Annotated in this window: 27 protein-coding genes and 1 tRNA gene; 17 read left to right on the top strand and 11 right to left on the bottom strand. The window is 44.5% G+C overall.

The window, feature by feature from the left end:
- Positions 1-105 precede the first annotated feature (105 nt).
- Genes DBK98_RS22490 through DBK98_RS22480 form a run of 3 tightly spaced genes read left to right on the top strand, consistent with a single transcriptional unit; the run spans position 106 to position 2980 of the window.
- Positions 106-867 carry a DUF1295 domain-containing protein gene (locus DBK98_RS22490; protein WP_032536830.1) on the top strand — a complete coding sequence of 254 codons (762 nt, stop codon included), beginning with the start codon at positions 106-108 and terminating at the stop codon, positions 865-867.
- A 14-nt stretch (positions 868-881) separates the two neighbouring features.
- A complete protein-coding gene (locus DBK98_RS22485; RefSeq protein WP_032536831.1) occupies positions 882-2114 on the top strand; it encodes an NADH:flavin oxidoreductase in 1233 nt (410 codons plus the stop codon).
- Entirely contained in the window at positions 2114-2980 is an 867-nt protein-coding gene (locus DBK98_RS22480; protein WP_032536838.1) for an SDR family NAD(P)-dependent oxidoreductase, read from the top strand. The genes DBK98_RS22485 and DBK98_RS22480 overlap by 1 nt, the downstream gene beginning before the upstream one ends.
- Positions 2981-3040: 60 nt before the next feature.
- Here the strand turns inward: DBK98_RS22480 and pfkA are convergent, their stop codons facing one another.
- The 3 genes from pfkA to cmk form a co-directional block, all read right to left on the bottom strand.
- The gene (gene pfkA / locus DBK98_RS22475) at positions 3041-4021 is read right to left on the bottom strand and encodes a 6-phosphofructokinase (protein WP_005781272.1); all 981 of its coding nucleotides are present in this window, start codon (positions 4019-4021) and stop codon (positions 3041-3043) included.
- 73 nt (positions 4022-4094) lie between these two features.
- Positions 4095-4967 carry a 4-hydroxy-3-methylbut-2-enyl diphosphate reductase gene (locus tag DBK98_RS22470; RefSeq protein WP_005808303.1) on the bottom strand — a complete coding sequence of 291 codons (873 nt, stop codon included), beginning with the start codon at positions 4965-4967 and terminating at the stop codon, positions 4095-4097.
- Positions 4968-5079: 112 nt separating this feature from the next.
- Positions 5080-5769, bottom strand: coding sequence for a (d)CMP kinase (gene cmk / locus DBK98_RS22465; RefSeq protein ID WP_032536839.1), 690 nt, complete (start codon positions 5767-5769; stop codon positions 5080-5082).
- A gap of 155 nt (positions 5770-5924) precedes the next feature.
- Between cmk and DBK98_RS22460 the strand changes: the two genes are divergently transcribed.
- From DBK98_RS22460 to DBK98_RS22420, 9 genes are all read left to right on the top strand, one after another.
- Entirely contained in the window at positions 5925-6608 is a 684-nt protein-coding gene (locus DBK98_RS22460) for an energy transducer TonB (RefSeq protein WP_005781269.1), read from the top strand.
- Between the two features lie 78 nt (positions 6609-6686).
- Positions 6687-7661, top strand: a complete 975-nt coding sequence (locus DBK98_RS22455; RefSeq protein ID WP_005808299.1) for a polyprenyl synthetase family protein — start codon at positions 6687-6689, stop codon at positions 7659-7661.
- 7 nt (positions 7662-7668) lie between these two features.
- A complete protein-coding gene (locus tag DBK98_RS22450) occupies positions 7669-8379 on the top strand; it encodes a hypothetical protein (protein WP_005808297.1) in 711 nt (236 codons plus the stop codon).
- A gap of 3 nt (positions 8380-8382) precedes the next feature.
- Positions 8383-9159 carry a TatD family hydrolase gene (locus tag DBK98_RS22445; protein WP_005781265.1) on the top strand — a complete coding sequence of 259 codons (777 nt, stop codon included), beginning with the start codon at positions 8383-8385 and terminating at the stop codon, positions 9157-9159.
- A 161-nt stretch (positions 9160-9320) separates the two neighbouring features.
- A tRNA-Ser gene (locus DBK98_RS22440) sits at positions 9321-9408 on the top strand.
- 79 nt (positions 9409-9487) lie between these two features.
- Positions 9488-10312, top strand: a complete 825-nt coding sequence (locus DBK98_RS22435) for a MotA/TolQ/ExbB proton channel family protein (RefSeq protein WP_005808294.1) — start codon at positions 9488-9490, stop codon at positions 10310-10312.
- A 6-nt stretch (positions 10313-10318) separates the two neighbouring features.
- Entirely contained in the window at positions 10319-10789 is a 471-nt protein-coding gene (locus DBK98_RS22430) for a hypothetical protein (protein ID WP_005781263.1), read from the top strand.
- Positions 10790-10825: 36 nt separating this feature from the next.
- Positions 10826-11416, top strand: a complete 591-nt coding sequence (locus tag DBK98_RS22425) for a biopolymer transporter ExbD (protein WP_005781261.1) — start codon at positions 10826-10828, stop codon at positions 11414-11416.
- Complete coding sequence (locus DBK98_RS22420; protein WP_005781259.1) at positions 11416-11880, top strand: biopolymer transporter ExbD; 465 nt, start codon at positions 11416-11418, stop codon at positions 11878-11880. The genes DBK98_RS22425 and DBK98_RS22420 overlap by 1 nt, the downstream gene beginning before the upstream one ends.
- Positions 11881-12165: 285 nt before the next feature.
- Here DBK98_RS22420 and DBK98_RS22415 read toward each other — a convergent pair whose 3' ends face one another.
- On the bottom strand, positions 12166-13446 hold the full coding sequence (locus DBK98_RS22415; protein ID WP_032536832.1) for an IgA Peptidase M64: 1281 nt from the start codon (positions 13444-13446) through the stop codon (positions 12166-12168).
- Between the two features lie 150 nt (positions 13447-13596).
- Between DBK98_RS22415 and DBK98_RS22410 the strand changes: the two genes are divergently transcribed.
- Complete coding sequence (locus DBK98_RS22410; protein ID WP_005781250.1) at positions 13597-14073, top strand: Lrp/AsnC family transcriptional regulator; 477 nt, start codon at positions 13597-13599, stop codon at positions 14071-14073.
- A gap of 2 nt (positions 14074-14075) precedes the next feature.
- On the opposite strand, the gene DBK98_RS22405 is transcribed toward DBK98_RS22410, so the two are convergent.
- Positions 14076-14570, bottom strand: a complete 495-nt coding sequence (locus tag DBK98_RS22405) for a dihydrofolate reductase (RefSeq protein ID WP_032536833.1) — start codon at positions 14568-14570, stop codon at positions 14076-14078.
- A gap of 137 nt (positions 14571-14707) precedes the next feature.
- On the opposite strand from DBK98_RS22405, the gene DBK98_RS22400 reads away from it, so the two are divergent.
- A complete protein-coding gene (locus DBK98_RS22400) occupies positions 14708-15994 on the top strand; it encodes an IS1380-like element IS613 family transposase (RefSeq protein ID WP_005805709.1) in 1287 nt (428 codons plus the stop codon).
- A gap of 193 nt (positions 15995-16187) precedes the next feature.
- Here the strand turns inward: DBK98_RS22400 and DBK98_RS22395 are convergent, their stop codons facing one another.
- The 5 genes from DBK98_RS22395 to DBK98_RS22375 form a co-directional block, all read right to left on the bottom strand.
- On the bottom strand, positions 16188-16982 hold the full coding sequence (locus tag DBK98_RS22395; RefSeq protein WP_005781248.1) for a thymidylate synthase: 795 nt from the start codon (positions 16980-16982) through the stop codon (positions 16188-16190).
- Positions 16983-17048: 66 nt separating this feature from the next.
- Positions 17049-18323: a cardiolipin synthase gene (gene cls / locus DBK98_RS22390; protein WP_005808280.1), complete on the bottom strand. Its 1275-nt coding sequence runs from the start codon at positions 18321-18323 to the stop codon at positions 17049-17051.
- Positions 18324-18798: 475 nt separating this feature from the next.
- Entirely contained in the window at positions 18799-19128 is a 330-nt protein-coding gene (locus DBK98_RS22385) for a DUF5056 domain-containing protein (protein WP_032531961.1), read from the bottom strand.
- Complete coding sequence (locus DBK98_RS22380; protein ID WP_005808274.1) at positions 19112-19660, bottom strand: RNA polymerase sigma factor; 549 nt, start codon at positions 19658-19660, stop codon at positions 19112-19114. Before DBK98_RS22380 ends, DBK98_RS22385 begins: the two co-directional genes overlap by 17 nt.
- Positions 19657-20283, bottom strand: a complete 627-nt coding sequence (locus DBK98_RS22375; protein WP_005808272.1) for a DUF6249 domain-containing protein — start codon at positions 20281-20283, stop codon at positions 19657-19659. The genes DBK98_RS22380 and DBK98_RS22375 overlap by 4 nt, the downstream gene beginning before the upstream one ends.
- Positions 20284-20401: 118 nt before the next feature.
- On the opposite strand from DBK98_RS22375, the gene DBK98_RS22370 reads away from it, so the two are divergent.
- Genes DBK98_RS22370 through DBK98_RS22360 form a run of 3 tightly spaced genes read left to right on the top strand, consistent with a single transcriptional unit; the run spans position 20402 to position 23171 of the window.
- Entirely contained in the window at positions 20402-20974 is a 573-nt protein-coding gene (locus DBK98_RS22370) for an ORF6N domain-containing protein (protein WP_022011680.1), read from the top strand.
- Positions 20971-22389, top strand: coding sequence for an rRNA cytosine-C5-methyltransferase (locus tag DBK98_RS22365; protein ID WP_032531959.1), 1419 nt, complete (start codon positions 20971-20973; stop codon positions 22387-22389). The genes DBK98_RS22370 and DBK98_RS22365 overlap by 4 nt, the downstream gene beginning before the upstream one ends.
- A gap of 35 nt (positions 22390-22424) precedes the next feature.
- A complete protein-coding gene (locus tag DBK98_RS22360) occupies positions 22425-23171 on the top strand; it encodes a hypothetical protein (protein ID WP_005781237.1) in 747 nt (248 codons plus the stop codon).
- A 146-nt stretch (positions 23172-23317) separates the two neighbouring features.
- Here DBK98_RS22360 and DBK98_RS22355 read toward each other — a convergent pair whose 3' ends face one another.
- A complete protein-coding gene (locus DBK98_RS22355; protein ID WP_005781236.1) occupies positions 23318-24496 on the bottom strand; it encodes a TolC family protein in 1179 nt (392 codons plus the stop codon).
- Between the last annotated feature and the right edge of the window lie 68 nt (positions 24497-24564).

Raw genomic sequence — 24564 nt, 5'->3', positions numbered from 1 at the left:
GAGGGTGTGGCAGATCACTTTGCAGCACCCTTACTTTATTTCCGTAAACTATTTGTCTCTTTAAAGTTTTTCTTTTAACTTTGTCCATTGTATAAAATCTTGGATATGAGTATAGAAGGCTTTAATCTGCTTCTTTTGATAATGAGTCTGGTGGCTCTGGTCGTTTTCATAGCCCTTTATTTTATCAGGGCGGGATACGGTATGTTCCGCAGCCGTTCCTGGGGTATCTCGGTAAACAATAAGTTGGCCTGGATACTTATGGAGGCCCCTGTCTTTTTGGTCATGAGTTGGTTGTGGTGGCATTCCGACCGTCGTTTCTTTCCTGTAGAACTTACTTTCTTTCTCTTCTTTCAGTTGCATTACTTCCAGCGGGCCTTTGTTTTTCCCTTCTTGATGAAAGGAAAAAGTAAGATGCCGATACTCATTCTTTTGATGGGAGTCCTCTTTAATATCCTCAACGGACTGATGCAGGGTGAATGGATATTTTATCTTGCGCCTTCAGGATACTACACGGCCGACTGGTTGCTGTCACCTTGTTTTTGGATAGGAACACTTTTATTCTTCAGCGGGATGCTAATCAACTGGCATTCCGACTCAGTCATCCGGAATCTGCGTACTCCCGGAGATACCCGCCATTATCTTCCTCAAAGGGGAATGTATCGTTACGTGACTTCTGCCAACTATTTGGGTGAGATTGTTGAATGGATTGGTTGGGCTGTCTTGACCTGGTCTTTGCCGGGATGTGTCTTTGCTTGGTGGACTATTGCCAACCTTGTTCCACGGGCAGATGCTATTTGGCATCGTTATAACGAAGAGTTCGGGGCGCAGGTCGAGTATAAGAAACGAATTTTTCCCTTCTTATATTAAAAAATAAATTACTTATGAATACACACCTTGCTTCTAAGCTTTTCACACCGATTACTATCGGACCGCTTACATTGCGCAACCGTACTATTCGTTCGGCAGCTTTTGAAGGTATGTGTCCGGGAAACGCCCCTTCTCCGATGTTGCTTGATTATCATCGTTCCGTTGCTGCCGGAGGTGTAGGGATGACTACGGTTGCCTATGCTTCGGTGACCCGTAGCGGATTATCATTTCCAAGGCAATTGTGGCTTCGTCCCGAAATCATTCCCGGCTTACGTGAGCTAACCGATGCCATTCATGCGGAGGGTGCCGCTGCCAGTATACAGATAGGGCATTGTGGCAACATGTCTCATAAAAGTATTTGTGGAGTTACACCTATTTCTGCTTCATCAGGCTTCAATATTTATTCGCCTACATGGGTACGGGGGATGGGGCGGGAGGAATTGCCGGAAATGGCAAAAGCCTACGGACGTGCAGTCTGTCTTGCTCGTGAAGCCGGCTTTGATGCTGTTGAAGTTCACGCAGGACATGGGTATCTGATCAGCCAGTTTCTTTCACCTTACACCAACCGCCGGAAAGATGAATATGGAGGATCATTGGAGAACCGGATGCGGTTTATGACGATGGTAATGGAAGAGGTGATGAAGGCGGCCGGCAGTGATATAGCCGTGTTCGTGAAGATGAATATGCGTGACGGCTTTCGTGGTGGCATGGAAATAGAGGAGACCCTTGAAGTGGCCAGACGGCTTGAGTCATTGGGGGGGCATGCATTGGTTCTGAGTGGAGGTTTTGTCAGTAAAGCTCCTATGTATGTTATGCGTGGGGCGATGCCTATCAGGACGTTGACGCACTATATGGATTGCTGGTGGTTGAAGTATGGTGTTAAGTTGGCGGGACGGGTGATGATACCGACTGTTCCTTTTAAAGAAGCCTATTTCTTGGAAGATGCTTTAAAGTTCCGCTCTGAGATTAAAATTCCTTTAATTTATGTTGGCGGGCTGGTGTCCCGTGAGAAAATAGATGAGGTGCTGAATGAAGGGTTCGAGGCTGTACAGATGGCACGTGCTTTGCTTAATGAACCCGGGTTTGTCAACCGGATGCGGCGTGAAGAAAAGGCCCGCTGTAATTGTGGGCACAGTAATTATTGCATAGGAAGGATGTATACCATTGAGATGGCTTGTCATAAGCATTTGGCAGAAGAACTTCCTCTTTGTTTGCAAAAAGAGATCGAACACTTGGAAAATAAATGATGGAACGTAAGCTTGCTATTATTACCGGCGCCGATGGTGGGATGGGGATGGAGATCACCCGTGCCGTGGCTCGTGAAGGTTATGCAGTAATCATGGCCTGTTGTTCGCTGTCGAAGGCGGAACCCAAATGCAGGGAGTTGGCGAAGGAAACAGGAAATAAGAATATGGAAGTGTGGGAGATAGATCTTGCATCACTGGCTTCAGTGAAAACTTTTGCAAACCGGGTATTACAGCGGAACACTTCCATAGCTTTGCTGATGAATAATGCCGGGACGATGGAAACCGGATTGCATATTACAGAAGATGGGCTGGAGCGTACGGTCAGTGTAAACTATGTAGGTCCCTGTCTGTTGACGCGGCTTTTGCTTCCGTTGATGGGACAGGGAACACGTATTGTCAATATGGTGTCTTGTACCTATGCAATTGGTAAGCTGGATTTTCCCGATTTTTTTCTTCGTGGTAAAAGGGGAAATTTCTGGCGAATCCCTGTTTATAGTAATACAAAACTCGCTTTGTTGCTTTTTACTTTTGAACTGGCAGAGCGTCTTCGGGTACGTGGAATAACGGTCAATGCTGCTGATCCAGGAATTGTGTCTACCGATATCATCCGGATGCATCAATGGTTCGATCCATTGACCGACATTTTCTTCCGCCCTTTTATACGGACACCTCTTCAGGGAGCCTCTACTGCAATCGGACTATTACTTGATGTGGAAGCAGGGAAACAGACTGCGACATTTAATTTGAATAATCATTTGCATCCTCTTTCCGAAAAATATACTCACCATGTTCAAAGGGTGCAATTATGGGAGGAAACAGAAAGAATCTTGTCAGAGAAGGGGTTTACCGTAAATGATAAACAGTGAACCATAAACATTTTGTATGTTTACCGTCCACCGTCTGTCTTTTTCTGTTGTATACTGTTATCAAATAGACAGTTCTCTCAACACATTGACGAGATCTCTTTTGACAGGTTTATCGTTTTTGATGGCTTTGCTGAACGGAACATAAACAATTTCGTCGTGCTCTATGCCGATCATGACATTACGTTGGTCTTCCATGATAGCATCGATAGCTGCCGCACCCAGACGACTGGCCAAAATACGGTCATGTGCCGTCGGGCTGCCACCACGTTGCAAGTGCCCCAGAATGGTGACGCGAACATCATATTGTGGATATTCGTTTTTCACACGTTCGGCATAATGCATGGCACCTCCGGTAAGTTCACTTTCGGCTACCAGTACGATACTGCTGTTTTTTGATTTGCGGAAACCGCTCTTTATAAATTCCTCCAGTTGGTCGACTTCCGTACTGAATTCCGGAATGATGGCGGCTTCTGCTCCCGAGGCAATCGCACCGTTCAATGCCAGAAAACCGGCGTCGCGTCCCATTACTTCTACAAAGAACAAACGCTCGTGCGAAGTAGCTGTGTCACGGATCTTGTCGACTGCATCCAGAATGGTATTCAGCGCCGTGTCATATCCGATAGTGGTATCTGTGCCAAAAAGGTCATTGTCAATAGTACCCGGAAGTCCGATACAGGGAACGTCATATTCTTGTGCAAAGATGCGTGCTCCGGTCAGCGAACCGTCACCACCAATTACAACAAGGGCGTCAATTCCTTCTTTTACCATGTTATCGTATGCCATTTTACGTCCTTCGGGAGTTGTAAACTCTTTGCAACGTGCTGTTTTCAGGATCGTTCCTCCCAGTTGAATGATGTTACTTACATTCTGGCTTTTAAATTCTTTGATCTCCCCTGTTACCAAGCCTCTGTATCCTCTATATATACCTTTTACTTGCAGTCCGTTATAGATTGCTGCACGTGTCACTGCACGAATAGCAGCGTTCATTCCCGGTGCATCACCACCGGAAGTTAAAATACCAACACACTTAACTGTTCCCATAACAATCTTGTTTTTTAATTGACGTTGCAAAGATAACAAAAAGGAGTGCCCTGTATGATTAAATAACGTTAATTCATTGTCTTTTAATCTGTGCCTTTATGGCTTCGGAGATTTCTTCCATCAGCCATTTGGGAGTGGATGTAGCCCCGCACACGCCGATAGAATTGACTCCGGGGAGCAAAGAATCATCGATTTCCTCAGCACTGTCTATCAAATGTGAGTTTGGGTTGACTTTTTTGCACTCTTCGAATAACATTTTGCCATTTGAACTTTTTTTACCACTGACAAAAAAGATCAGATCGTGTGAAGCGGCAAATTTTCGCAGGTTGGGCATGCGGTTGGCTACCTGGCGGCAAATGGTATCATAATATTCAAAAGTCGCGTCAGGCGAAATGTGTTCTTTGATGTATTCCACAATTTCCCAAAACTCATCGAGTGATTTGGTAGTCTGTGAGTATAAGCGTATGCTTTTGCTGAAGTCCAGCTGACGGGCTTCATCGAGTTTTTCTATCACAATCGCTTTGCCGGTTGTTTGTCCGACCAATCCCAGGACCTCTGCGTGTCCGTTCTTACCGTAGATCACGATTTGTTTCTCATCAGAGTCCTCCTGCATGTATTCTTGTTTGATCCGTTTTTGCAAACGGAGCACTACCGGACAAGTGGCATCAATGATCTCGATGTTATTCTCTTTGGCGATGATATAGGTCTCAGGCGGTTCGCCATGGGCGCGTAAAAGTACTTTGGCGTTATGAAGTTGCTTGAATTCCTCATGGTTGATGGTAATCAGTCCCATTTCCTTCAGACGCTCCACTTCGCGGCTGTTGTGTACAATATCTCCCAGGCAATAGAGCGTCACCCCTTTTGTGAGTTCCTCCTCGGCTTTGTGGATGGCTGTGACCACTCCGAAACAAAAACCGGAACCTTCATCTATTTCTACTTTTACCATATAATTACAAAATCTGTGATTAAAAAAGGGTGTAGCCATACTGACCGGATGGCTACACCCTTTCCTCAGGATGGCTACACCCTATGGGGCGTATGGCTACACCCTTCCGTTTTTACTTTTTTATTGCTTTTTGATATTCGGCTGTCAACCACTCCCTCTGCTCGGCAATGGTGAGATGACTGTTGTCTAATAGTAAAGCATCGTCGGCTTTCTTTAGCGGGCTCACTTCACGCGTCTGGTCTATATGGTCACGTTGTTTCACGTTCTCCAATATTTCTTCGAAACTGGCCTCCTGTCCTTTGGCTTTCAGTTCGTCATAACGGCGCTGGGCACGAATCTCCGGTGAGGCGGTTACGAATATCTTTAATTCTGCATCCGGAAATACAGTTGTACCGATATCACGGCCATCCATAACAATGCCCTTGGCTTTGCCCATTTCTTGTTGCTGGGCCACCATGGCTTCGCGGACAAAACCGAGCGCACTGATCGGACTTACTTTAGAAGAAACTTCCATGGTGCGGATTTTGTTCTCTACGTTCACTCCATTTAAGTAAGTATTCGGGCGACCGGTTTCCGGATCAATCCGGAAAGAGATGTGGATATCGTCGATACGCTGTTTCAGTTTTTCGGTATCAATCGTATCTCCGTTGAAGATGCCGTTCTCTATACTGTATAGTGTAACGGCACGATACATAGCTCCACTGTCGATATAAATGTATCCGATTTCTTTAGCCAAATCTTTAGCCATGGTACTTTTCCCGCAAGAAGAAAAGCCATCAATTGCAATTGTTATCTTTTTCATGATGTTATGCAGCAGGTTTATTCCCTTTTTTAACGTCTTATCTAAATTTTTTCGCCAAATATACTGCATTTTTAAAATATCTGCGTTATATTTGTGGCACAAAAGCAATAACAGCTTAAAAACCAGAAGAACACCAATTTTTATATAATAATTTTATGGAAGTAAAAAAATCGCCCAAAGCAGACCTCGAAGGTAAGAAGACCCAGTGGCTGCTGATCGGTTACGTTGTGGTGCTCGCCTTTATATTCGTTGCGTTCGAATGGACGGAGCGTGATATAAAGATCGATACAAGCCAGGCGGTAGCCCAAATTGAGTTTGAAGAGGAAATGATTCCTATTACACAACAGGAAGAAAAACCGGCCCCACCTCCTGTTGAGGTTCCGAAACAGGCTGAAATCCTGAAGATTGTTGATGACCAGGCTGATGTGGAAGAAACAGCTATTGCTTCAACAGAGGATACCGGACAGAAAGTGGAAGTAAAATACGTGCCGGTTGAGGTGAAAGAGGAAGAACCGTCGGAACAGGAAATTTTTGAGGTAGTAGAAGAAGCTGCTGAGTTTCCGGGTGGTATGCCTGCTTGTTTGCAGTTCCTGTATAAGAATATCAAATATCCGACCATTGCTCAGGAAAACGGAACCCAGGGACAGGTTGTTCTTCAGTTCGTTGTTGAACGTGATGGTAGTATTACTGACATTAGGGTTGTAAAGAGCGTTGACCCATATCTTGATAAAGAAGCTCTTCGTGTGGTTAAAACCATGCCTAAATGGAAGCCGGGTAAGCAGAGAGGTAAACCAGTTCGTTGTAGATTTACATTACCTGTACGATTCAGACTGCAATAATCATTGTATAGTATAAGAAGAGAGGCTGCCGTCCAAGCAGCCTCTTTTCATTCAATCCTCTTTTTATAACTTATTACTATGTATACAGCATTTCAGCTTCTTGATAAAATAAATTCTCACATTTCAGATATCCGGTTTACACGCACACCGGTTGGTTTGTATGACCCTGTTAAATACGTACTTTCCATGGGGGGAAAACGCATTCGCCCTGTTCTGATGTTAATGGCATACAATCTCTATAAGGAGGATGTTACTTCTGTTTATGATCCTGCTACGGCAATTGAAGTTTATCATAATTATACTCTTTTGCATGACGACTTGATGGATCGGGCCGATATGCGCCGTGGAAAAACAACGGTTCATAAAGTCTGGAATGACAATACTGCAATTTTGTCGGGAGATGCCATGATGGTGCTGGCTTATCAGTATATGGCAAGTTGTTCTTCAGAGTATCTGAAAGAGGTTATGGACTTGTTTAGCCTGACAGCACTTGAGATTTGCGAAGGTCAGCAGATGGATATGGGGTTTGAGTCCCGCGATGATGTGAAAGAAGAGGAATATCTGGAAATGATCCGTTTAAAAACTGCCGTTCTATTGGCGGCCAGTTTGAAAATCGGAGCTATTTTGGGAGGAGCTTCCCGTGAAGATGCTGAAAATCTATATGATTTCGGCATGCAGATTGGGGTTGCTTTCCAATTGCAGGATGATTTGCTGGATGTATATGGCGATTCAGCCGTGTTTGGTAAAAATATCGGTGGTGATATTTTATGCAATAAGAAAACATATATGTTGATTAAAGCATTGGAACGGGCCGACCGGAATCAGTTGGATGAACTGAACCGTTGGTTGAATGCGACTTCATTCTGTGCCGAAGAAAAAATCGGTGCTGTAACCGAGTTGTACAATCAGATAGGTATCAAAGCTGTCTGTGAAAACAAGATGCGTGAGTACTATACTCGTGCGATGACCAGTCTGGGGGCCGTATCTGTCATAGAAGATAGGAAAAGTGAGCTGAAAAAGCTGATGAAGCATTTAATGTACCGCGAGATGTAATATAACGATGCCTTATAGACGTTTGCCAAATACTGATCAAGCCAGGATACGGGCGCTGAAAGCAGCGGTCGTAAAGGGGGACGTATGTAATGTCTATGATTTGGCCGTTTCGTTAAAGACATTGGGGGAAGCACGTATGTTTCTGGCTAAATTTGAGGCTGCGCATTCTTATTATGTACACTGTTATGGCGAACAGAGCAGAAACAGTAAGAAGCATCAGGCCAATGTAAAAGCGGCCCGTCTTTATATTTCTCACTTTATACAAGTTTTGAACCTGGCAGTGATTCGAGCCGAAATTAAAGAATCCCATAAAGATATGTACAGCTTGCCTATGGATAATTTCGGCGTGCCCGACTTGAACAGTGAGGCTTCTATAGCCGAGTGGGGACAGAAAATCATAGAAGGAGAGCGGCAACGTACTTCCCGGGGAGGCATACCTATCTATAACCCGACGATTGCCAAAGTGAAAGTACATTATGATATATTCATGGAAGGTTATGAGAAGCAGAAAAACCTTCAACTCCTCACAAATCGTAGCTTAGAACAACTTTCGTCTATGCGTGCGCAGGCTGACCGGTTGATTCTCGATATCTGGAATCAGGTGGAGGCCAAATACCAGGAGGTACTGCCTAATGAAAAACGGTTGGAGAAATGTCGTGATTACGGTCTGATTTATTATTACCGGACCGGTGAAAAACAAACTAAAGAGATTCTTTAAAATATGCTTGTCGATTCACATTCCCATCTTTTTCTGGAAGAATTTGCCGAAGATTTGCCTTTGGTAATGGAGCGTGCCCGTGCTGCCGGTGTTACGCATATTTTTATGCCCAATATAGACAGTACGACAATCGAACCTATGTTGTCGGTTTGTGATACCTATCGTGACTTTTGTTTCCCGATGATCGGGTTGCATCCTACTTCCGTGAACGATTCGTATGAAAAAGAACTTGAAATAGTGGCTAATCACCTGGCAACTTCGGAACGATTTGTGGCCGTAGGAGAGATCGGGATCGATCTTTACTGGGACAAAACCTGGTTGAAAGAACAGTTGATTGTTTTTGAGAAACAGGTTCAGTGGGCCCTTCAGTACCAGTTGCCGATTGTCATTCATTGCCGTGAAGCTTTTGATTATATATATAAGGTATTGCAGCCTTATAAAAGCAGTGGCTTGACCGGCATTTTTCATAGTTTCACCGGGACGTCCGAAGAAGCTGCCCGGATGATGGAGTTCTCCGGGTTTAAGATTGGCATAAATGGTGTGGTCACTTTCAAAAAGTCAACTCTGCCGGAAGCGCTTAAACATATTCCGTTGGAACGCATTGTGCTGGAAACGGATTCTCCTTACCTCACGCCGGTCCCTAACCGTGGGAAGAGGAATGAGAGTGCGAATGTGAAAGATACATTAATAAAAGTTGCCGAAATATACAAGGAAGATCCCGAAAAAGTTGCGGAATTGACTGCTATCAGCGCATTGAAAGTGTTTGGAATACTCAAATAAGCTCTGTTAGATTTTAAATTTTATTAATTTAGTGGATTTATTAAAGATAAAAGAAGGATAATGCTGCAGAAGAAGAAAAAAAAGAATACATTTGTAGCTGAAAACGCTTGTGGTTCGCATTTTTTTTGTAATTTGCACCCGATTTGAGGAAAGCACCAATTGGAGAGATGCTCGAGTGGTTGAAGAGGCACGCCTGGAAAGCGTGTATACGCCAAAAGTGTATCGCGGGTTCGAATCCCGCTCTCTCCGCAGGAAATATTAAACAAAAGACGATAAGTAAATACAATAATAATAATTTAATTAATTAATCTTAAAAATTAGACACACAATGAAAAAGTTATTTGCAATTGTTGCTGTGATGGGAGTCTTAACATTTGGCTCAACTCAACTCGTTCAGGCTCAGGATGCTGCTGCTACCGAACAAGCTGCTCCTGCAGCAGACAAACCGGTTGCTGACGCTGTAGCTGAGGCTGCTGAAGCTTCTGCTCCTCTTGCTGGTGCTGAAGAAGAAGGTGGTATCCACAAAGAAATTAAAGTAAAATTCATCGAAGGTACTGCATCTTTCATGAGTTTGGTTGCTATCGCATTGGTTATTGGTTTGGCTTTCTGTATTGAACGTATCATTTACTTGAGCTTGGCTGAAATCAACACAAAGAAATTTATGTCTTCTATCGAAGCTGCTTTGGAAAAAGGTGATGTTGAAGCTGCTAAAGATATCGCTCGTAACACGAGAGGTCCTGTTGCTTCTATCTATTATCAAGGTTTGATGAGAATCGACCAAGGCATCGACGTGGTTGAGAAATCTGTAGTATCTTATGGTGGCGTTCAGGCTGGTTACCTTGAAAAAGGATGCTCTTGGATCACACTGTTCATCGCGATGGCTCCGTCATTGGGATTCTTGGGTACTGTAGTAGGTATGGTTATGGCATTCGATAAAATCCAACAGCAGGGTGATATCTCTCCGACAGTTGTTGCTGGTGGTATGAAGGTTGCCTTGATTACTACTATCTTCGGTTTGGTTGTAGCTTTGATCCTTCAGGTATTCTATAACTACATCCTTGCTAAAATTGAAGCTCTTACAAGCGAAATGGAAGACTCTTCTATCTCTTTGCTTGACATGGTAATCAAATATAACTTGAAATACAAAAAATAATCTGAGATGAGTAAGTTAACATATAAAGTATCGTATTACGTACTATACGCGATGTTTGCTCTTATCGTGATCGTATTGGGTCTTTTCTATTTTGGTGGACAAATGGAAACTCCGCTTGTATACGACATGGATAATCCTGCAAACACAGATGCCTTGCTGTACCTGATGTACGGTCTGTTTGGCATTGCTGTAGTTGCAACTGTTGTTGCTGCTATCTTCCAGTTCGGTTCTGCTTTGAAAGACAATCCTAAGGGTGCTATCAGATCATTGCTCGGACTTATTCTTCTTGTTCTTGTATTGGTTGTAGCATGGTCTATGGGTAGTGGTGAAACACTGACAATTCAGGGATATGAAGGAACTGACAATGTTCCTTTCTGGTTGAAACTGACTGATATGTTCCTTTACAGTATTTATTTCTTGTTGTTGGTAACAGTTGTTGCTATCATCGGAAGTAGTATTAAAAAGAAATTATCATAACTAATTGGGGAAACTCAATAAAATACAGTAACTACAATGGCAAAAGGAAATAGAAAAGTTCCTGAAATTAATTCAAGTTCAACAGCGGATATTGCATTCTTATTGCTTATCTTCTTCTTGATTACGACATCTATGGATACTGACCGTGGTTTGGCAAGACAATTGCCTCCACCTCCCGATAAGGATCAGGTTGACAATGACATCGTTGTTAAGGATCGTAACGTTCTGCAGATTTTTCTGAACTTTCAGAATCAGTTGATGTGCGGTGGCGAAGTTGTTGATGTGAAGCAATTGAGGGAAAAAGCCAAAGAATTCATTGCCAATCCATATAACGATGAAAAATTACCGGAAAAACATGCGAAAGATGTGCCTTTCTTTGGTAATACCATGGTTACGGAGAATCATGTAATTTCTTTGCAGAGTGACCGCGGATCTTCTTATCAGGCTTATTTTGATGTTCAAAATGAGCTGGTTGCTGCTTACAACGAGTTAAGAGATGAATTGGCTCAGGAAAAGTGGCAGAAGAATTATGCTGAGTTGAATGAAGACCAGCAGAAAGCTATTCGTGAAATTTTTCCTCAGAAGATCTCTGAGGCTGAACCTAAAGGAGTTAAAAAGAATAATTAATGGGAAAATTTAATAAAACAGGTAAGCGCGGGATGCCTACGCTGAATACTTCTTCTCTACCTGACTTGATCTTTACATTGTTGTTCTTCTTTATGATTGTAACAACAATGCGTGAAGTTTCTTTGAAGGTTGAGTTTAAGATTCCGCAAGGTACTGAGTTGGAAAAGCTTGAAAAGAAATCTTTGGTTACGTTTATCTATGTAGGTAAACCGACAGCAGAGTTTCGTAAAAAACTGGGGTCTGAAAGCCGTATCCAGTTGAATGACGCATATGCTGAAGTTGACGAAATTCAGGCTTACGTAACTAACGAGCGCTCAAGTATGAAAGAGGAAGACCAACCCTTTATGACTGTGTCTTTGAAAATTGACCAGGATACAAAAATGGGTATCGTTACCGATATTAAACAGGCTCTTCGTCAAGCTTATGCACTGAAAATTAACTATTCTGCGAGAGCTCGCGAATAAGTTATTCTATACATAGAAAAGGCCGTCTGATTTGTTTCAGACGGCCTTTTTTTATGAGATACCCGGGCTTATCGCTTTCAGCTCTTATAGGACTAATATCCCTCGGGAATTATATGGGTTGCCTGTATGTATTTAGTGGCGATATCGTAACTCCTGTATGGGCGATTACACAGACTCACATGCAGATATAAAGATTGAAATAGTCGATAATCTTGATAAGACCTGTGAAGTCTGTGTAATTCGTACAGTGGTTAATGTATTCCTTTTCGTTGGTTTGAGATGATCTTATTTACCTGTATAGAATTCTATGATTCGTTTGATGGATCTCTGGCAAACCGGACAGAATGTGGGATATTCATTTGTGCGCATGCGGCAATCGAATGCCGGACGATAGATACCTTTAGCTGAGTAACCTCCTCCTTCGTATACACCTGTGGGGTATTTGGCCTTATCTGCTACCGGAGTCGGAACCGGGGTGTCTTTAGTGAGCATATCTTCCCATTTGGAAGCGAAGTTGACACGTGTGGTTATGTTTTGTTCCCATGGTTCGATACTGAGTGGATAGAGGCCGTTCATCACATCTTCGTCATAGAAGTATTCATCGGCCAGACCACCGAAACTATGTCCGAATTCGTGTACCACTACCGGGCGGAAATTGGGGTGATGTGCGGTGGTTAATGTGAAAGCATTGTAGATGCCGCCTCCGCCATATTGCTCTGTATTGGCGAGGATTATGATATGTTCATAGGGAATGCCTGCCAATGCGTCGTTAATTGCTTTTACACGGCTGGTAGTCAGATAGCGGTCAGAGTAGAAAGTATCGAAGTGCGAACCGAAGGCAGTATGTTTCCATGCTCCCTGTTTCGGAGCACTGACTCCGCTGTCTGCGGAAGGACTGGCTACGGCTATGATATTGAAACGGTTCTTCATAGACTGGAACGGTTCGTGCGAAAATAGTGCTTCGCATGCCACGGCTGCATCTTTATAGAAAGTTTCCATTTCGGCTGTGGTATATCCTTCGGCCAGGATTGCCACATCGATACATTGTTCTTCGTTTCCGCTTTTCAGCAAATATTTGTGTGGGGTGATGTGTGTGAGTCCTTTTTTATGTATCAGGATATCATCGGGCTTGACGATATGTTTCAGGCTTGCGCTTACTTCGTGTTTGTTGTTGCGCAGCGTGATTTCTACTTCCGCCGGTTTTACAGGGTAGGGCAGGAGATAAGTATTCTCAAATCCTTTGGTTACTTCTTTAGCTTCGTCTGTCTCCAGCCATTCCTGGAATAGTGAGGAAAACGAAGTGGTATAGATAACTTTTCCGCTTTTCACATCACGCATGACAATTTGCCCGTTTCCTTCCAGTGGTAATTCTGCAAGATGATGCCGTCTGCCCGCCCATGTGGGCAGTTCCGAAAGTTCGTCGAGACAAATTGATTGCTTCTCCGCATTTCCGGTGAAAAGATAATCGACGCGCAGTGTTTTGTTCGTAAAGTAGGCCGAAAAATTTTGTGCGTATGCACATCCTGTCACGAAAAGACAGGTGAATAAGGTCAATATTAGCTTCATATCGTGTGAATTTATTGTTTTTACAAAGGTACGAACTATTGCCGATTTATTCTATTTTTACAAATAAAAGTAATAAACTATAGTATTTATTGCCGGGGAAATAACTAACTTTGCATTAGTGATTGATATATTAAAACAAATTGATTTAAAATGGGACATCATCAATTAGATACTTTAGACGAGCAGATTCTGAAGTTGATTGCCGACAATGCCCGCATTCCGTTTCTGGAAGTGGCAAGAGCGTGCAACGTTTCGGGTGCGGCTATTCATCAACGCATACAGAAGTTGACTAATCTGGGTATATTGAAAGGTTCGGAGTATGTTATCGACCCGGAGAAGATTGGATATGAGACATGTGCTTATATTGGGATTTATCTGAAAGATCCTGAGTCGTTCGATTCTGTGACCAAAGCTTTGGAAGCGATTCCGGAAGTAGTGGAATGTCATTTCACCACCGGGAAATACGATATGTTTATCAAGATATACGCAAGGAACAACCATCACCTTCTGAGTGTGATCCATGATAAACTTCAACCGTTGGGATTGGCTCGTACGGAGACGCTTATTTCATTCCATGAAGCTATCAAGCGGCAAATGCCGATCATGGTAGAAACGGACGAGGATTAAGTTTATCCCCGAACGTAATCTACGAAAGCATATGAGCAGAGATGTTTCTCATCCGCAGGATGGACTTCTCTGCTTTTTTCGTGCCATATGGCTGTATCTACAGCCGGGAAAAAGGCATCTGCTTCCGGAGCTGTGTCATCAACTTCGGTCAGGCACAGTTCGTCGGCCAAAGGCATGGCTTGGCGGTAGACACTTGCTCCTCCGATGATGTATACTTTCTCTTCTTCCTGACAGCTTTTCAAAGCGGCTTCCAGCGAAGTGAACGCCTCTGCTCCGGGACATTCGGTTGCCGGATTGGAAGAGAGTACCACATTCCGTCGATTGGGTAACGCTCCTTTAGGAAGTGATTCGAAAGTTTTTCGTCCCATTATGATTGTGTTTCCTGTGGTCAGCGCCTTGAAACGTTTCAGGTCGTTGGGCAGCCAGAATAAAAGCTTGTTTTGAAATCCTATGGCCATTCGGTGGTCTACAGCGGCAATAATGCTAATTCTACTCATCCTTAATTCCGCAACACTATTATAAAATATTTTTTTTAAGTACCTGAGCAACAAAAAGTTGCTCAGGATTTTGCCATGTCAGAGGATTCACTTAACTTAGTGTTGCAAAAAAATAATCAAACAAAACCTCATCAGGCATGGCAAAAATACAAATAAAATCCGAGAAGCTCACTCCTTTTGGAGGAATATTTTCAATCATGGAGCAATTTGACTCCACATTGTCATCTGTAATCGACTCGACACTCGGTCTAAGGTGTAGCTCGTTCGGTTATCAGTACAGTGAAATCGTCCGTTCCCTCATGAGTATCTACTTCTGTGGTGGCTCATGCATTGAGGATGTCACTACTCATTTGATGAACCATCTCTCGCTCCATCCGACACTTCGTACTTGTAGTTCTGATACTATCCTCAGAGCGATAAAGGAACTGACGCAAGGAAACATCTCATACACATCAGATACGGGTAAGAACTACGATTTCAACACGGCTGACACACTCAATACCTTACTGCTCAATTGTATGTTTGCATCCGGCCAACTGAAAGAGGGCGAGATGTATGATGTTGATTTCGACCATCAGTTCATAGAGACTGAGAAGTATGATGCAAAGCCTACATACAAGAAGTTCCTTGGTTATCGCCCTGGCGTGGCGGTTATTGACGACTTGATTGTTGGCATTGAGAATAGCGATGGTAACACCAACGTTCGTTTTCATCAGAAGGACACGCTGAAGAGATTCTTTGAGAGATTTGAGCAGAACGGACTTACAATCAATCGTTTCAGAGCTGATTGTGGATCATGTTCCGAGGAAATCGTGGAGGAAATAGAGAAACACAGCAAATCCTTCTATATCCGCGCAAACCGCTGCAGTTCGCTCTACAATGACATCTTTGCTCTTAGAGGCTGGAAGACTGAGGAAATCAATGGCATTGAGTTCGAATTGAACTCTATTCTTGTTGAGAAGTGGAAGGGTAAAGCATACCGACTTGTGATTCAAAGACAGAAACGGATGGACGGTGTGCTGGATCTTTGGGAAGGAGAATACACATACCGTTGTATCCTGACTAACGACTATGAATCTTCCACAAGAGAAATTGTCGAGTTCTATAACCTTCGTGGAGGAAAGGAACGTATCTTCGATGATATGAACAATGGTTTCGGGTGGGACAGATTGCCCAAATCCTTCATGGCAGAGAACACTGTGTTCCTTCTTCTTACGGCACTTATCCGTAATTTCTACAAGGCCATTATCCACAGACTTGACGTAAAGAGGTTCGGACTCAATGCAACAAGTCGCATAAAAGCGTTTGTCTTCAGGTTTGTCTCTGTACCAGCCAAGTGGATCAGAACATCAAGGCGGTATGTGCTGAATATCTATACCTGTAATAATGCTTACGCAGATATTTTTCAGACTGATTTTGGATAACGCCTACAACTTATGGGTATGATACTGCGTATTGCCTCAAGTCGCATAGTGGGGCAAGGGGATATTGTGGGCAGAAGTGGGTATTTCAGCCTCAATTTATCTGCTAATTCAGTGATGAGAGGACGTTTAGACGCAAGAAGGACGCTGAAGAGCTTAGTTGCGGATTTGAGGCTCATAGTCCGGTGGAGTTATGTTATACCGCAACTTTCCCTGCAATGTGCGGGTGCGGATCGTAGTTTACTAATTCAAAATCCTCAAACCGGAAGTCGAAGATACTTTTCACATCCGGATTTATTTTCATCTGCGGCAGTGTACGGGGCTCCCGGCTAAGTTGCAGTTTCACCTGTTCCAAATGATTCAGGTAGATATGTGCATCACCCAGCGTGTGGATGAACTCTCCCGCTTTCAAACCGGTGACTTGCGCCATCATCTGTAGCAGCAGTGCATAGGAGGCTATGTTGAACGGTACACCCAGGAAGATATCGGCGCTGCGCTGGTAGAGTTGCAGGCTCAATCGTCCGTTCGCTACGTAAAACTGAAAGAACGCGTGGCAGGGAGGGAGGTTCATGTGATCCAGATCACCGACATTCCAGGCACTGACGATGATGCGGCGTGAATCCGGATTGTGTTTGATGGCATCCACCGCTTCACTGATCTGGTCGATGAATCCGCCGTCATAGTTGGGCCACGAACGCCACTGATAACCATAAATATGTCCCAGGTCGCCCTTCTCGTCCGCCCATTCGTTCCAGATGCGTACACCGTGGTCCTGCAGATATTTCACATTTGTGTCTCCTTTCAGGAACCACAACAGTTCGTAAATGATCGATTTCAGATGAAGTTTCTTGGTAGTGAGGCAAGGGAAGCCTTCGTCCAGGTCGAAACGCATCTGGTGTCCGAAGACACTGATGGTTCCCGTTCCGGTGCGGTCACCTTTTTCTGTTCCTTCTGCCAACACCCGGTTGAGCAGATCTAAATATTGTTTCATATGGATGGTTATACTTTTTGAGTTACTAAAAATTCCTGCCAAAGTTACAAAAACAGCCCGAATAACTTACAGGAACGGTGTGAATAAGTTCGCAAACCAACATTTAAACTTCTTCCAGGCCGATTTTTGTCTCCACATTTCCGGAGTCAGACGGGTGCAATGCAGGGTGTCGGCTTCAAAAACGTCATTCAACTGCCGAGTGATGTTCTTGTCGAAAATGAAGGCATTCGTTTCATAATCGTATCGCAGGCTCCGGCTGTTCAGGTTAGCTGTACCTACGGTGCAGAACAGATCGTCCACCATCATGATCTTTGAGTGGTGGAATCCACCGTTGTACAGATAGATATTTGCCCCCTTTTTCATCAGTTTCTGCACGGCATAGAGCGAGGCATCCGGTGTGAAAGGGATATCCGATTTGGAAGAAATCATGATCTCTACTTTCGTTCCCCGGTTCAGTGCCCTTTTGAGGGCCTTGCGGATGGATGAAGTCGGAACGAAGTATGGATTCACGATGCGTACATCGTGTTGCGCGGCATAGATAGACATGGCATACGTGTGGCTCAGCATTCGGGAGTTCCGTTTGGGAGTACGGTCTACGATTGCGATGATTGTGTTGCAACTGTCTGCACGTTCCGGATGATTCGGGAAATATTCTTCGCCCACGATGTTTTGTTTGGTAGTCTTGTTCCAGATGTCGAGGAAGATTTCTTGCAGAATATTCACCGCGTCACCTTCGATCCGGATGTGCATATCGCGCCAGGTACCTATCTTGGGCAGTCCGTTGATGTAGTAATCCGCAATATTCATTCCGCCCGTATATCCTATTTTTCCGTCGATGACCGCAATCTTCCGATGGTCACGATGGGCTGCATGATTGATATACGGGAACTTGAACGGATCGAATTTTACGATTTCGATTCCTTTCTCCCGGATTGCTTTCAGATGCTTCTTTTTGAGCGGCTTGTTGTTCGACCAGTTACCGAATGCATCGAACAATGCCCGTACCTTGACACCCTCTTTCACTTTTTCGCCGAGCAGGTCGAACAGTGCATTGGCTATGGAGTCGTTACGGAAATTGAAATATTCCAGATGAATGTGATGCTTTGCTCCGCGGATGGCTTCGAACAAGTCTTCAAATTTCTCCCGCCCGCTTTTGATAAGTTTCACCTTATTGTTGTCAGTGATAGGGATGTTAGAGTACTCGAGGAACTGCATGACAAGGGAGTCGCTTCGAATAAATTGTGTAGTGTCCTCCCGCTGCATCAGCAGGCTGTCAATATTCTGTGTTCGGGCAGTGCCTATAGAGAGAATGGTCGCTATTATTAAAACGTATAATTTCAAAACCTCAGTCTTTATTTAGTTTACAAGGAAACAAAGATACAACATCTCTGTTCTTGGCTTCTTTTTGTCAAGAGCAGATTTAGTATATATTAACAGTGGACCGCTTTTTCGGGAAAGAATAGGAGTAATGCTTGATAACATCAGGAGATAATTGATTTACTCCTGATGTTATCGAGTGGAAGAGCCGGGCTTCGGGGGCGAAAGCTTACTGCTTTTGGCTGGAATACACCGTCTTCCGGACCGAAAGACACCGTCTGTTTTCTCCGGACGCACCGTCTTCCGGAAGATCTGCCGGTGATACCATAAAAAAAGGGAAGAGTTGCAACTCTTCCCTTTTACCTCATATTAAATTGAATATATTGTATGTATCTTGTTTACAAAGATAACGCATTCTGATCCTGAAAGCAAGTTTTTTACCTGTTTTTTTAGGGCTGTTGCGCACAAATCTCTGTACCGCTTCCGGATTATCTCCGCATCAAGCCATAGACCATGCCTTGCGTGCTCCGAAGAAAGCGAGTACCAGAATGGCGATATAGAGAGATTTCGGATCGAATCCCGCCGTAAGCCCGTGTTGTACCATGGATACAAAAACTTCGCGCAGCGTACTGATAGTGGCTTGCAGACCTCCGAAGGCGAAGAACAGGATGACGCACAATACTGTGCAGACCGTTCCCCATACCTGGATCAACCGATGGTTTCGTCCCGGTAGATTACGCATGACGCGGCGGCTGAACCCATTATCTTTTACTTCTTGTTTTTGCTCGCTGAAGAATTGCTTCAGGAGTTTATCATCTGTTTCCGTCATAACCGTTTTGTTTTAAGTAAATTGCCAATTTGTCTTTAGCCCTCGACAGGTGCGATTTGACCGTTCCTACCGGGCATCCCGTTATTCCCGCAATCTTTTCTATACTGACATCTTCCATATAGAACAAAGTGATACAGGTGCGTTCTATTTCTTTCAGCGTTCTGAGTGATTGGTAAACATCCATCTGTTCGCCCACGTTCACTTGTTCGGTGCTGTTGACAGCATCCACTTCACGGGCATCCAGATCCGTTGTTTCCTTTCGGCTGCGAATATAATCATAAAATACGTTATAAGCAATTCTGTAAAGCCATGTTGAGAAACTTGAAAGGTTTTTAAAGTTTGCAATGTTTGTGTAGGCTTTTATAAACGTATCTTGTGCCAGATCGTCGCTCAGTTCGCTGTCGCCGCAGGTCAGGTTCAGGAAGAAGCGCCGGACGGGCGACTGATACTTCTGTACCAATTGGTCGAAGGCCCTGGTGTTTCTGAACACCACGACCTGTGCGACTAACGATATATCATTGAGCTGGCTCATTTCTGTTCATTCTGGGTTTCGTCTCTGTGTGTAGGAGTTGTGAAAGGGTCTTCCGGGCGTCCGTGCTGCTGGTTGCGTGAGATGATCCACTGCCCGATTCCGGTGAACAACACCAGCAATCCGATACATCCTATGCTGAATTCGTCTGTGATGGTCCAAAGGAAGATGAACAGTCCGATTCCGGTACAGATGTTCTTGATGCCTTTCGTCCGGTAGTCCTGTGGCAGGCTATCTTTGAAGATTCCTTCCGGCAGGGGTTGTCCGGTTGCCAGTGCCTGTTCCATCAGTTTGTACTTTGCTTTCCGGTTTTTGTATCGGAAGTAGAAAGCAACGAATACGATAAAGAAAGGGAATCCGAATATCAGTATGACGACTATTAAACCTGTCAGTATACCTCCGTTAATAGCTCCTTTGCCCATATTGAACGGAAATTCGTTTCCGAAATCGAAGCTGCTGCTCTGGTAGTCGGTGTCTACGGTACTGCTGTCCACAATGTCCGTGTATTCAGCAACGAAGGTAGAGTCTGAAGAGTCATTGTTGTTTTGGGTGATGGTTTGGTTCTGTGCCATTGCCAGCGAACAGAAGGTCATAGCTACCATCAAAGCGATAAAGATACGTTTCATATTACTGTTGTTTTTTAATTGTTTTTGTTTATTTGTCTGTTAGACGTAGTTCATAGTGCAGAAAGTTGCAAAGAGACGAAATATTTTTGATATTTGCAGCTATTAATACACAAAAGTGATGGAGCTACAAATCATACAGAGCAAGATTTACGAGATACGGGGGCAGAAAGTGATGCTGGATTTTGATCTGGCAGGGTTGTATCAGGTAGAAACCCGTGTTCTGAATCAGGCAGTAAAGAGGAATAGTAAAAGGTTTCCTGTCGATTTTATGTTCCAATTGAATGCGGAAGAATGGGAAATCTTGAAGTCACAAATTGTGATATCAAGTTGGGGAGGTACCCGCAAGCTTCCTTTTGCTTTTACCGAACAGGGGCTGGCCATGCTTTCCGGGGTGTTGAACAGTGATATTGCCATCGAAGTGAATATCTCCATTATGCGCGCTTTTGTGGCTGTCCGCCAATTGGTTTCGGCTCTTCCGGTGAATGATATCACCAGGTTGCAAAATGAAATCAAAGAATTAAAAGAATATGTAGAAGGGGCATTTGCCGATTACAATGACATCAATGAAGATACGAGGATGCAATTAGAATTGATTAATCAGGCAATTGCCGAGTTGCAGGTCAACGACAAACGACCGGACGGGAAATCCCGTAATCCGATCGGTTTTATATCTTATAATAAAGGAGAATGAAATTACCTATATCATTTATCGAATCGACCCGTGCGCTGATGGGGGATGAAGAGTATCAGAAATTATCCGTTGCATTGGAGCAAGAGCCGCCTGTTAGTGTCCGGCTGAACAGCAAGTTTACTGATTCGCTGTCCTGTTCTTCCATTTCAGGGCGCATTCCCTGGGCGGCAGGAGGATATTATCTCAATCAGCGGCTGACGTTCACCTTCGATCCCCTTTTTCATGCCGGATGCTATTACGTGCAGGAGGCCTCGTCGATGTTTGTGGAACAGGTGTTGCGCCGGTATGTCACGGCTCCGGTGAAGATGCTCGATCTCTGCGCCGCTCCCGGGGGGAAGTCTACTCATGCCCGCAGCCTGTTGCCGGACGGGAGCCTGTTAGTGGCCAACGAGGTCATCCGTAACCGCTCGCAGATATTAGCAGAGAATCTGACGAAATGGGGACATCCCGATGTTGTGGTTACCAATAATGACCCTTCTGATTTTTCGCGGATCGGTTCCTTCTTCGATGTCATATTGGCTGATGTGCCCTGTTCGGGTGAAGGGATGTTTCGTAAAGATCCCGGTGCCATAGAAGAGTGGAGCCCTGAAAACGTGGAAATCTGCTGGCAACGCCAACGCAGGATTATCACCGACATCTGGCCTTGTCTGAAACCGGGAGGAATCCTGATTTACAGTACCTGTACCTATAATACTCGGGAAGACGAAGAGAACATTGCCTGGATCAGGCAGGAATTCGGAGCAGAACCGCTGCCGCTTACCGTTCCCGAAGAGTGGAACATTACCGGTGGTTTGCTCGTCGGGGCCGATGCGCCTGTCTACCGCTTCCTGCCTCATAAAACACAGGGAGAAGGTTTTTTCCTCGCCGTGCTTCGCAAGCCGGAAGAAGCAGAAGAAACGGATGGAGGCTTCCATTTTCCGAAGAAAAAGAAGCCGAAAGGTGAAACGGCTGCTTCATCGGTATCCAAGGAGAATCTGGCCGTTGCCAGAGGCTGGTTGCCAACTTCCGACAAATATGATTTGTTGGTGAACGGTGCTGTGATTACTGCTTTTCCTGCACTTTTTCTGGATGATTTAGCTATGCTTCGTTCGTCTCTCCGCATTGTCCAGGCAGGCACGGAAGTAGCCGAAGTCAAAGGGAAAGATCTGATTCCGGCACATGGGCTTGCCATGAGCCGTCTGCTGGAAACATCGCTTTTCCCGACCGAAGAGCTGACTTACGAACAAGCCATTGCCTATCTGCGGAAAGAAGCCATCACCCTCTCCCCTTCTGTTCCCAGAGGATACGTGCTGGTCACTTATAAAAAGACACCTTTAGGATTTGTGAAGAACATCGGCAATCGCGCCAATAATCTTTATCCGCAAGAGTGGCGTATCCGAAGCGGATATTTGCCCGAGGACATACGGACATTATGATAGTTCACTCAATATTCACACAAACAAGCTTATTAATGAAAACAAACTTTTATCATCTTTTGGTCTGGCTGGTTGCTTTTAGTATAGGTGTTCCGGCTATGGCTCAGACTGGTACGGAAAGGGTAAAACCTTTCAGTCATTTATCTGTTTCGCTGAATGCGGGAACACTGGGAGGAGGATTGCAGGTGGCTGCTCCGTTGAACGATTATCTGGGACTTCGTGCCGGATTCTCTTTGTTGAAGTTCAATTATAATTATGATTATGACGGAACCTATGAAGGTCCGTTGCCGGCAAATGCCCGTGTCGGTAATGAGGATACGGATAGATATTATACGGTTCCTTTGAAGGCCAAAGCAAATATGGCAAACGGAATGGTGTTGCTTGATTATTTCCCGTTCAGAAGATCAGTCTTCCATGTGACTGCCGGACTGCTTTTCGGAACATCGTCCATCCTGAAAGTGTCGGGTGAGACAGACGAACGGATTGAGGTGGGAGATATTATCATCGAGCCGGGAGCGGACGGACGTGTGGAAGCTGCTCTGAAAACCAATGCCGTGAAGCCTTACGTCGGACTCGGATTCGGGCGTTCGGTGGCTCACTCACGCGTAGGTTTCAAGTTCGAATTGGGAGCTATGTTCCATGGCAATCCGAAGATTGAAGCAACTACCGGAAAGATCGTGGAAGATGCGGTTGACCAGGAACTGAGCCGTTTCAATAAATTCCTGAAAAACTTTAAGGCTTATCCCGTACTGAACTTCCAGTTATCTTATCGGATATTCTGACGGACTTTCAGTTGAGGTGTCAAAAGTCTTTTTTACCACGGACTACACAGATTCTCATAGATAATTCATTTTGATAATCAACAGCTTGCAATTCAATCTATGTTAATCTGCGTAATCTGTGGTGAAAAGGGGGGGCAACCCAACTCTTATAGTTTATTCTTATATATCTTTGCCATGGCCTTCTGATACTGGTTCTCCAATTGCAGATAGTTCTGTTTGCTCTGATATACTACCGATACTTCTACAAAATATTCTATCATACTGATTTGTCCGCCTGTCAGTGCTTGTTTCAGCAAAGATAAATCCTGTTGTGCCTGAAAGGTTTTCTCGTATTCTTCCATTGAAGTACGTAGTGTGTGGGCTTCGCGGTAAAGTTGTGTCAGTTCCGATTCCACCTGTACCGAAGTATTGGCCCGTTGCAAGTCGATGTTCAGTGACTGTGCTTTGGCTATCTTCACTTTGTTGCGGTTCTCAAACAGGGGGAATGAGAAACCTACGACAACTCCGTTGAAAGGCTCGCCCGATTCGGTATTCCGACGGTATCCCAGTTCCAGCTTCGGAAGCCATTGCGATTTGTTGACTGTGATTTGTTTGCGGGCGGCGGCACTTTCACTGTTGAGTGCCTGCAGTGTGTAGTCCGATGCCAGAACTTCCGTTTTCAGTTCTTCGTAATTGGTAGGAAAGATAACAGCCGGATAGTCGGAGTCTTCAAACACGACCGGTATGTTTCCGTTCAGTGCAGTCAGCTCCTGTATTTTATTCCGAAGGGCCGTTTCGTTTAACGATGCTTCTGTTTTCACGTTCAGCAGTTCCAGATTGATCTTATTGGTTTCGATCACGTTGGCATCTCCTGTTTGCAAACGTTTGGCATACATGGCAGATAGCTCCTCGGCGTTTCGCAAACGTTCTGCCAGTATCTGTTGTTGCTTGCGCAACATGATGATATCCAGACAAACATCTTTAGCCTGTAACAGGATACTTTGGCGGAATACATTTTTTTGCCCGTCAAAAGCACCGGACTTCAGTCGGTTCAGTTGATTGCGGGTGGCATACAGGCTCGGAAAGTCGAAACTTTGGGAGACTACAAGCTCACCGATCGTATTATTCTTATCTTTGTTGTTCCACAAATGGGCATACGAAAGGGTAGGGTCAGGCAGATTATTGTCCGTCCGGGCTTCCAGCTTTTGTGAGGCAATCAATTGTGCGTTGGCTTGCAACTCTTTATTATTGGTTTCGATGTTGCGCAGTACCCCGTCTATACCGGTTTGTGCCTGCAATCCGGATAGCGCAAAGAGGGTGGCGGCAAGTATGGTTATTCGTTTCATATGATTATTGGGGTTTATGGCTTCACATCTCTGAGGGTATATCGAAATTCGTATTCACCACAGAGTAT

The organism is Bacteroides sp. PHL 2737, assembly GCF_004115325.2.
Taxonomy (GTDB): domain Bacteria; phylum Bacteroidota; class Bacteroidia; order Bacteroidales; family Bacteroidaceae; genus Bacteroides; species Bacteroides hominis.
The sequence above is the reverse complement of the archived record's forward strand: the minus strand, read 5'-3'. Positions and strand labels throughout refer to the sequence as shown.

Bases quoted from the DNA above. Each gene is read 5' to 3' on its own strand.
- DBK98_RS22470 (WP_005808303.1), bottom strand. From the start codon at position 4,967: ATGGTAAAAGTAGAAATAGATGAAGGTTCCGGTTTTTGTTTCGGAGTG.
- DBK98_RS22410 (WP_005781250.1), top strand. From the start codon at position 13,597: ATGGGACATCATCAATTAGATACTTTAGACGAGCAGATTCTGAAGTTG.
- DBK98_RS22385 (WP_032531961.1), bottom strand. From the start codon at position 19,128: ATGACGGAAACAGATGATAAACTCCTGAAGCAATTCTTCAGCGAGCAA.
- DBK98_RS22375 (WP_005808272.1), bottom strand. From the start codon at position 20,283: ATGAAACGTATCTTTATCGCTTTGATGGTAGCTATGACCTTCTGTTCG.
- DBK98_RS22455 (WP_005808299.1), top strand. From the start codon at position 6,687: ATGTATACAGCATTTCAGCTTCTTGATAAAATAAATTCTCACATTTCA.
- DBK98_RS22365 (WP_032531959.1), top strand. From the start codon at position 20,971: ATGAAATTACCTATATCATTTATCGAATCGACCCGTGCGCTGATGGGG.
- DBK98_RS22485 (WP_032536831.1), top strand. From the start codon at position 882: ATGAATACACACCTTGCTTCTAAGCTTTTCACACCGATTACTATCGGA.
- DBK98_RS22360 (WP_005781237.1), top strand. From the start codon at position 22,425: ATGAAAACAAACTTTTATCATCTTTTGGTCTGGCTGGTTGCTTTTAGT.
- DBK98_RS22400 (WP_005805709.1), top strand. From the start codon at position 14,708: ATGGCAAAAATACAAATAAAATCCGAGAAGCTCACTCCTTTTGGAGGA.
- DBK98_RS22435 (WP_005808294.1), top strand. From the start codon at position 9,488: ATGAAAAAGTTATTTGCAATTGTTGCTGTGATGGGAGTCTTAACATTT.
- DBK98_RS22430 (WP_005781263.1), top strand. From the start codon at position 10,319: ATGAGTAAGTTAACATATAAAGTATCGTATTACGTACTATACGCGATG.
- DBK98_RS22445 (WP_005781265.1), top strand. From the start codon at position 8,383: ATGCTTGTCGATTCACATTCCCATCTTTTTCTGGAAGAATTTGCCGAA.
- pfkA (WP_005781272.1), bottom strand. From the start codon at position 4,021: ATGGGAACAGTTAAGTGTGTTGGTATTTTAACTTCCGGTGGTGATGCA.
- DBK98_RS22405 (WP_032536833.1), bottom strand. From the start codon at position 14,570: ATGAGTAGAATTAGCATTATTGCCGCTGTAGACCACCGAATGGCCATA.
- DBK98_RS22370 (WP_022011680.1), top strand. From the start codon at position 20,402: ATGGAGCTACAAATCATACAGAGCAAGATTTACGAGATACGGGGGCAG.
- DBK98_RS22490 (WP_032536830.1), top strand. From the start codon at position 106: ATGAGTATAGAAGGCTTTAATCTGCTTCTTTTGATAATGAGTCTGGTG.
- DBK98_RS22395 (WP_005781248.1), bottom strand. From the start codon at position 16,982: ATGAAACAATATTTAGATCTGCTCAACCGGGTGTTGGCAGAAGGAACA.
- cmk (WP_032536839.1), bottom strand. From the start codon at position 5,769: ATGAAAAAGATAACAATTGCAATTGATGGCTTTTCTTCTTGCGGGAAA.
- DBK98_RS22425 (WP_005781261.1), top strand. From the start codon at position 10,826: ATGGCAAAAGGAAATAGAAAAGTTCCTGAAATTAATTCAAGTTCAACA.
- DBK98_RS22415 (WP_032536832.1), bottom strand. From the start codon at position 13,446: ATGAAGCTAATATTGACCTTATTCACCTGTCTTTTCGTGACAGGATGT.
- DBK98_RS22355 (WP_005781236.1), bottom strand. From the start codon at position 24,496: ATGAAACGAATAACCATACTTGCCGCCACCCTCTTTGCGCTATCCGGA.
- DBK98_RS22380 (WP_005808274.1), bottom strand. From the start codon at position 19,660: ATGAGCCAGCTCAATGATATATCGTTAGTCGCACAGGTCGTGGTGTTC.
- DBK98_RS22480 (WP_032536838.1), top strand. From the start codon at position 2,114: ATGGAACGTAAGCTTGCTATTATTACCGGCGCCGATGGTGGGATGGGG.
- DBK98_RS22460 (WP_005781269.1), top strand. From the start codon at position 5,925: ATGGAAGTAAAAAAATCGCCCAAAGCAGACCTCGAAGGTAAGAAGACC.
- DBK98_RS22420 (WP_005781259.1), top strand. From the start codon at position 11,416: ATGGGAAAATTTAATAAAACAGGTAAGCGCGGGATGCCTACGCTGAAT.
- DBK98_RS22450 (WP_005808297.1), top strand. From the start codon at position 7,669: ATGCCTTATAGACGTTTGCCAAATACTGATCAAGCCAGGATACGGGCG.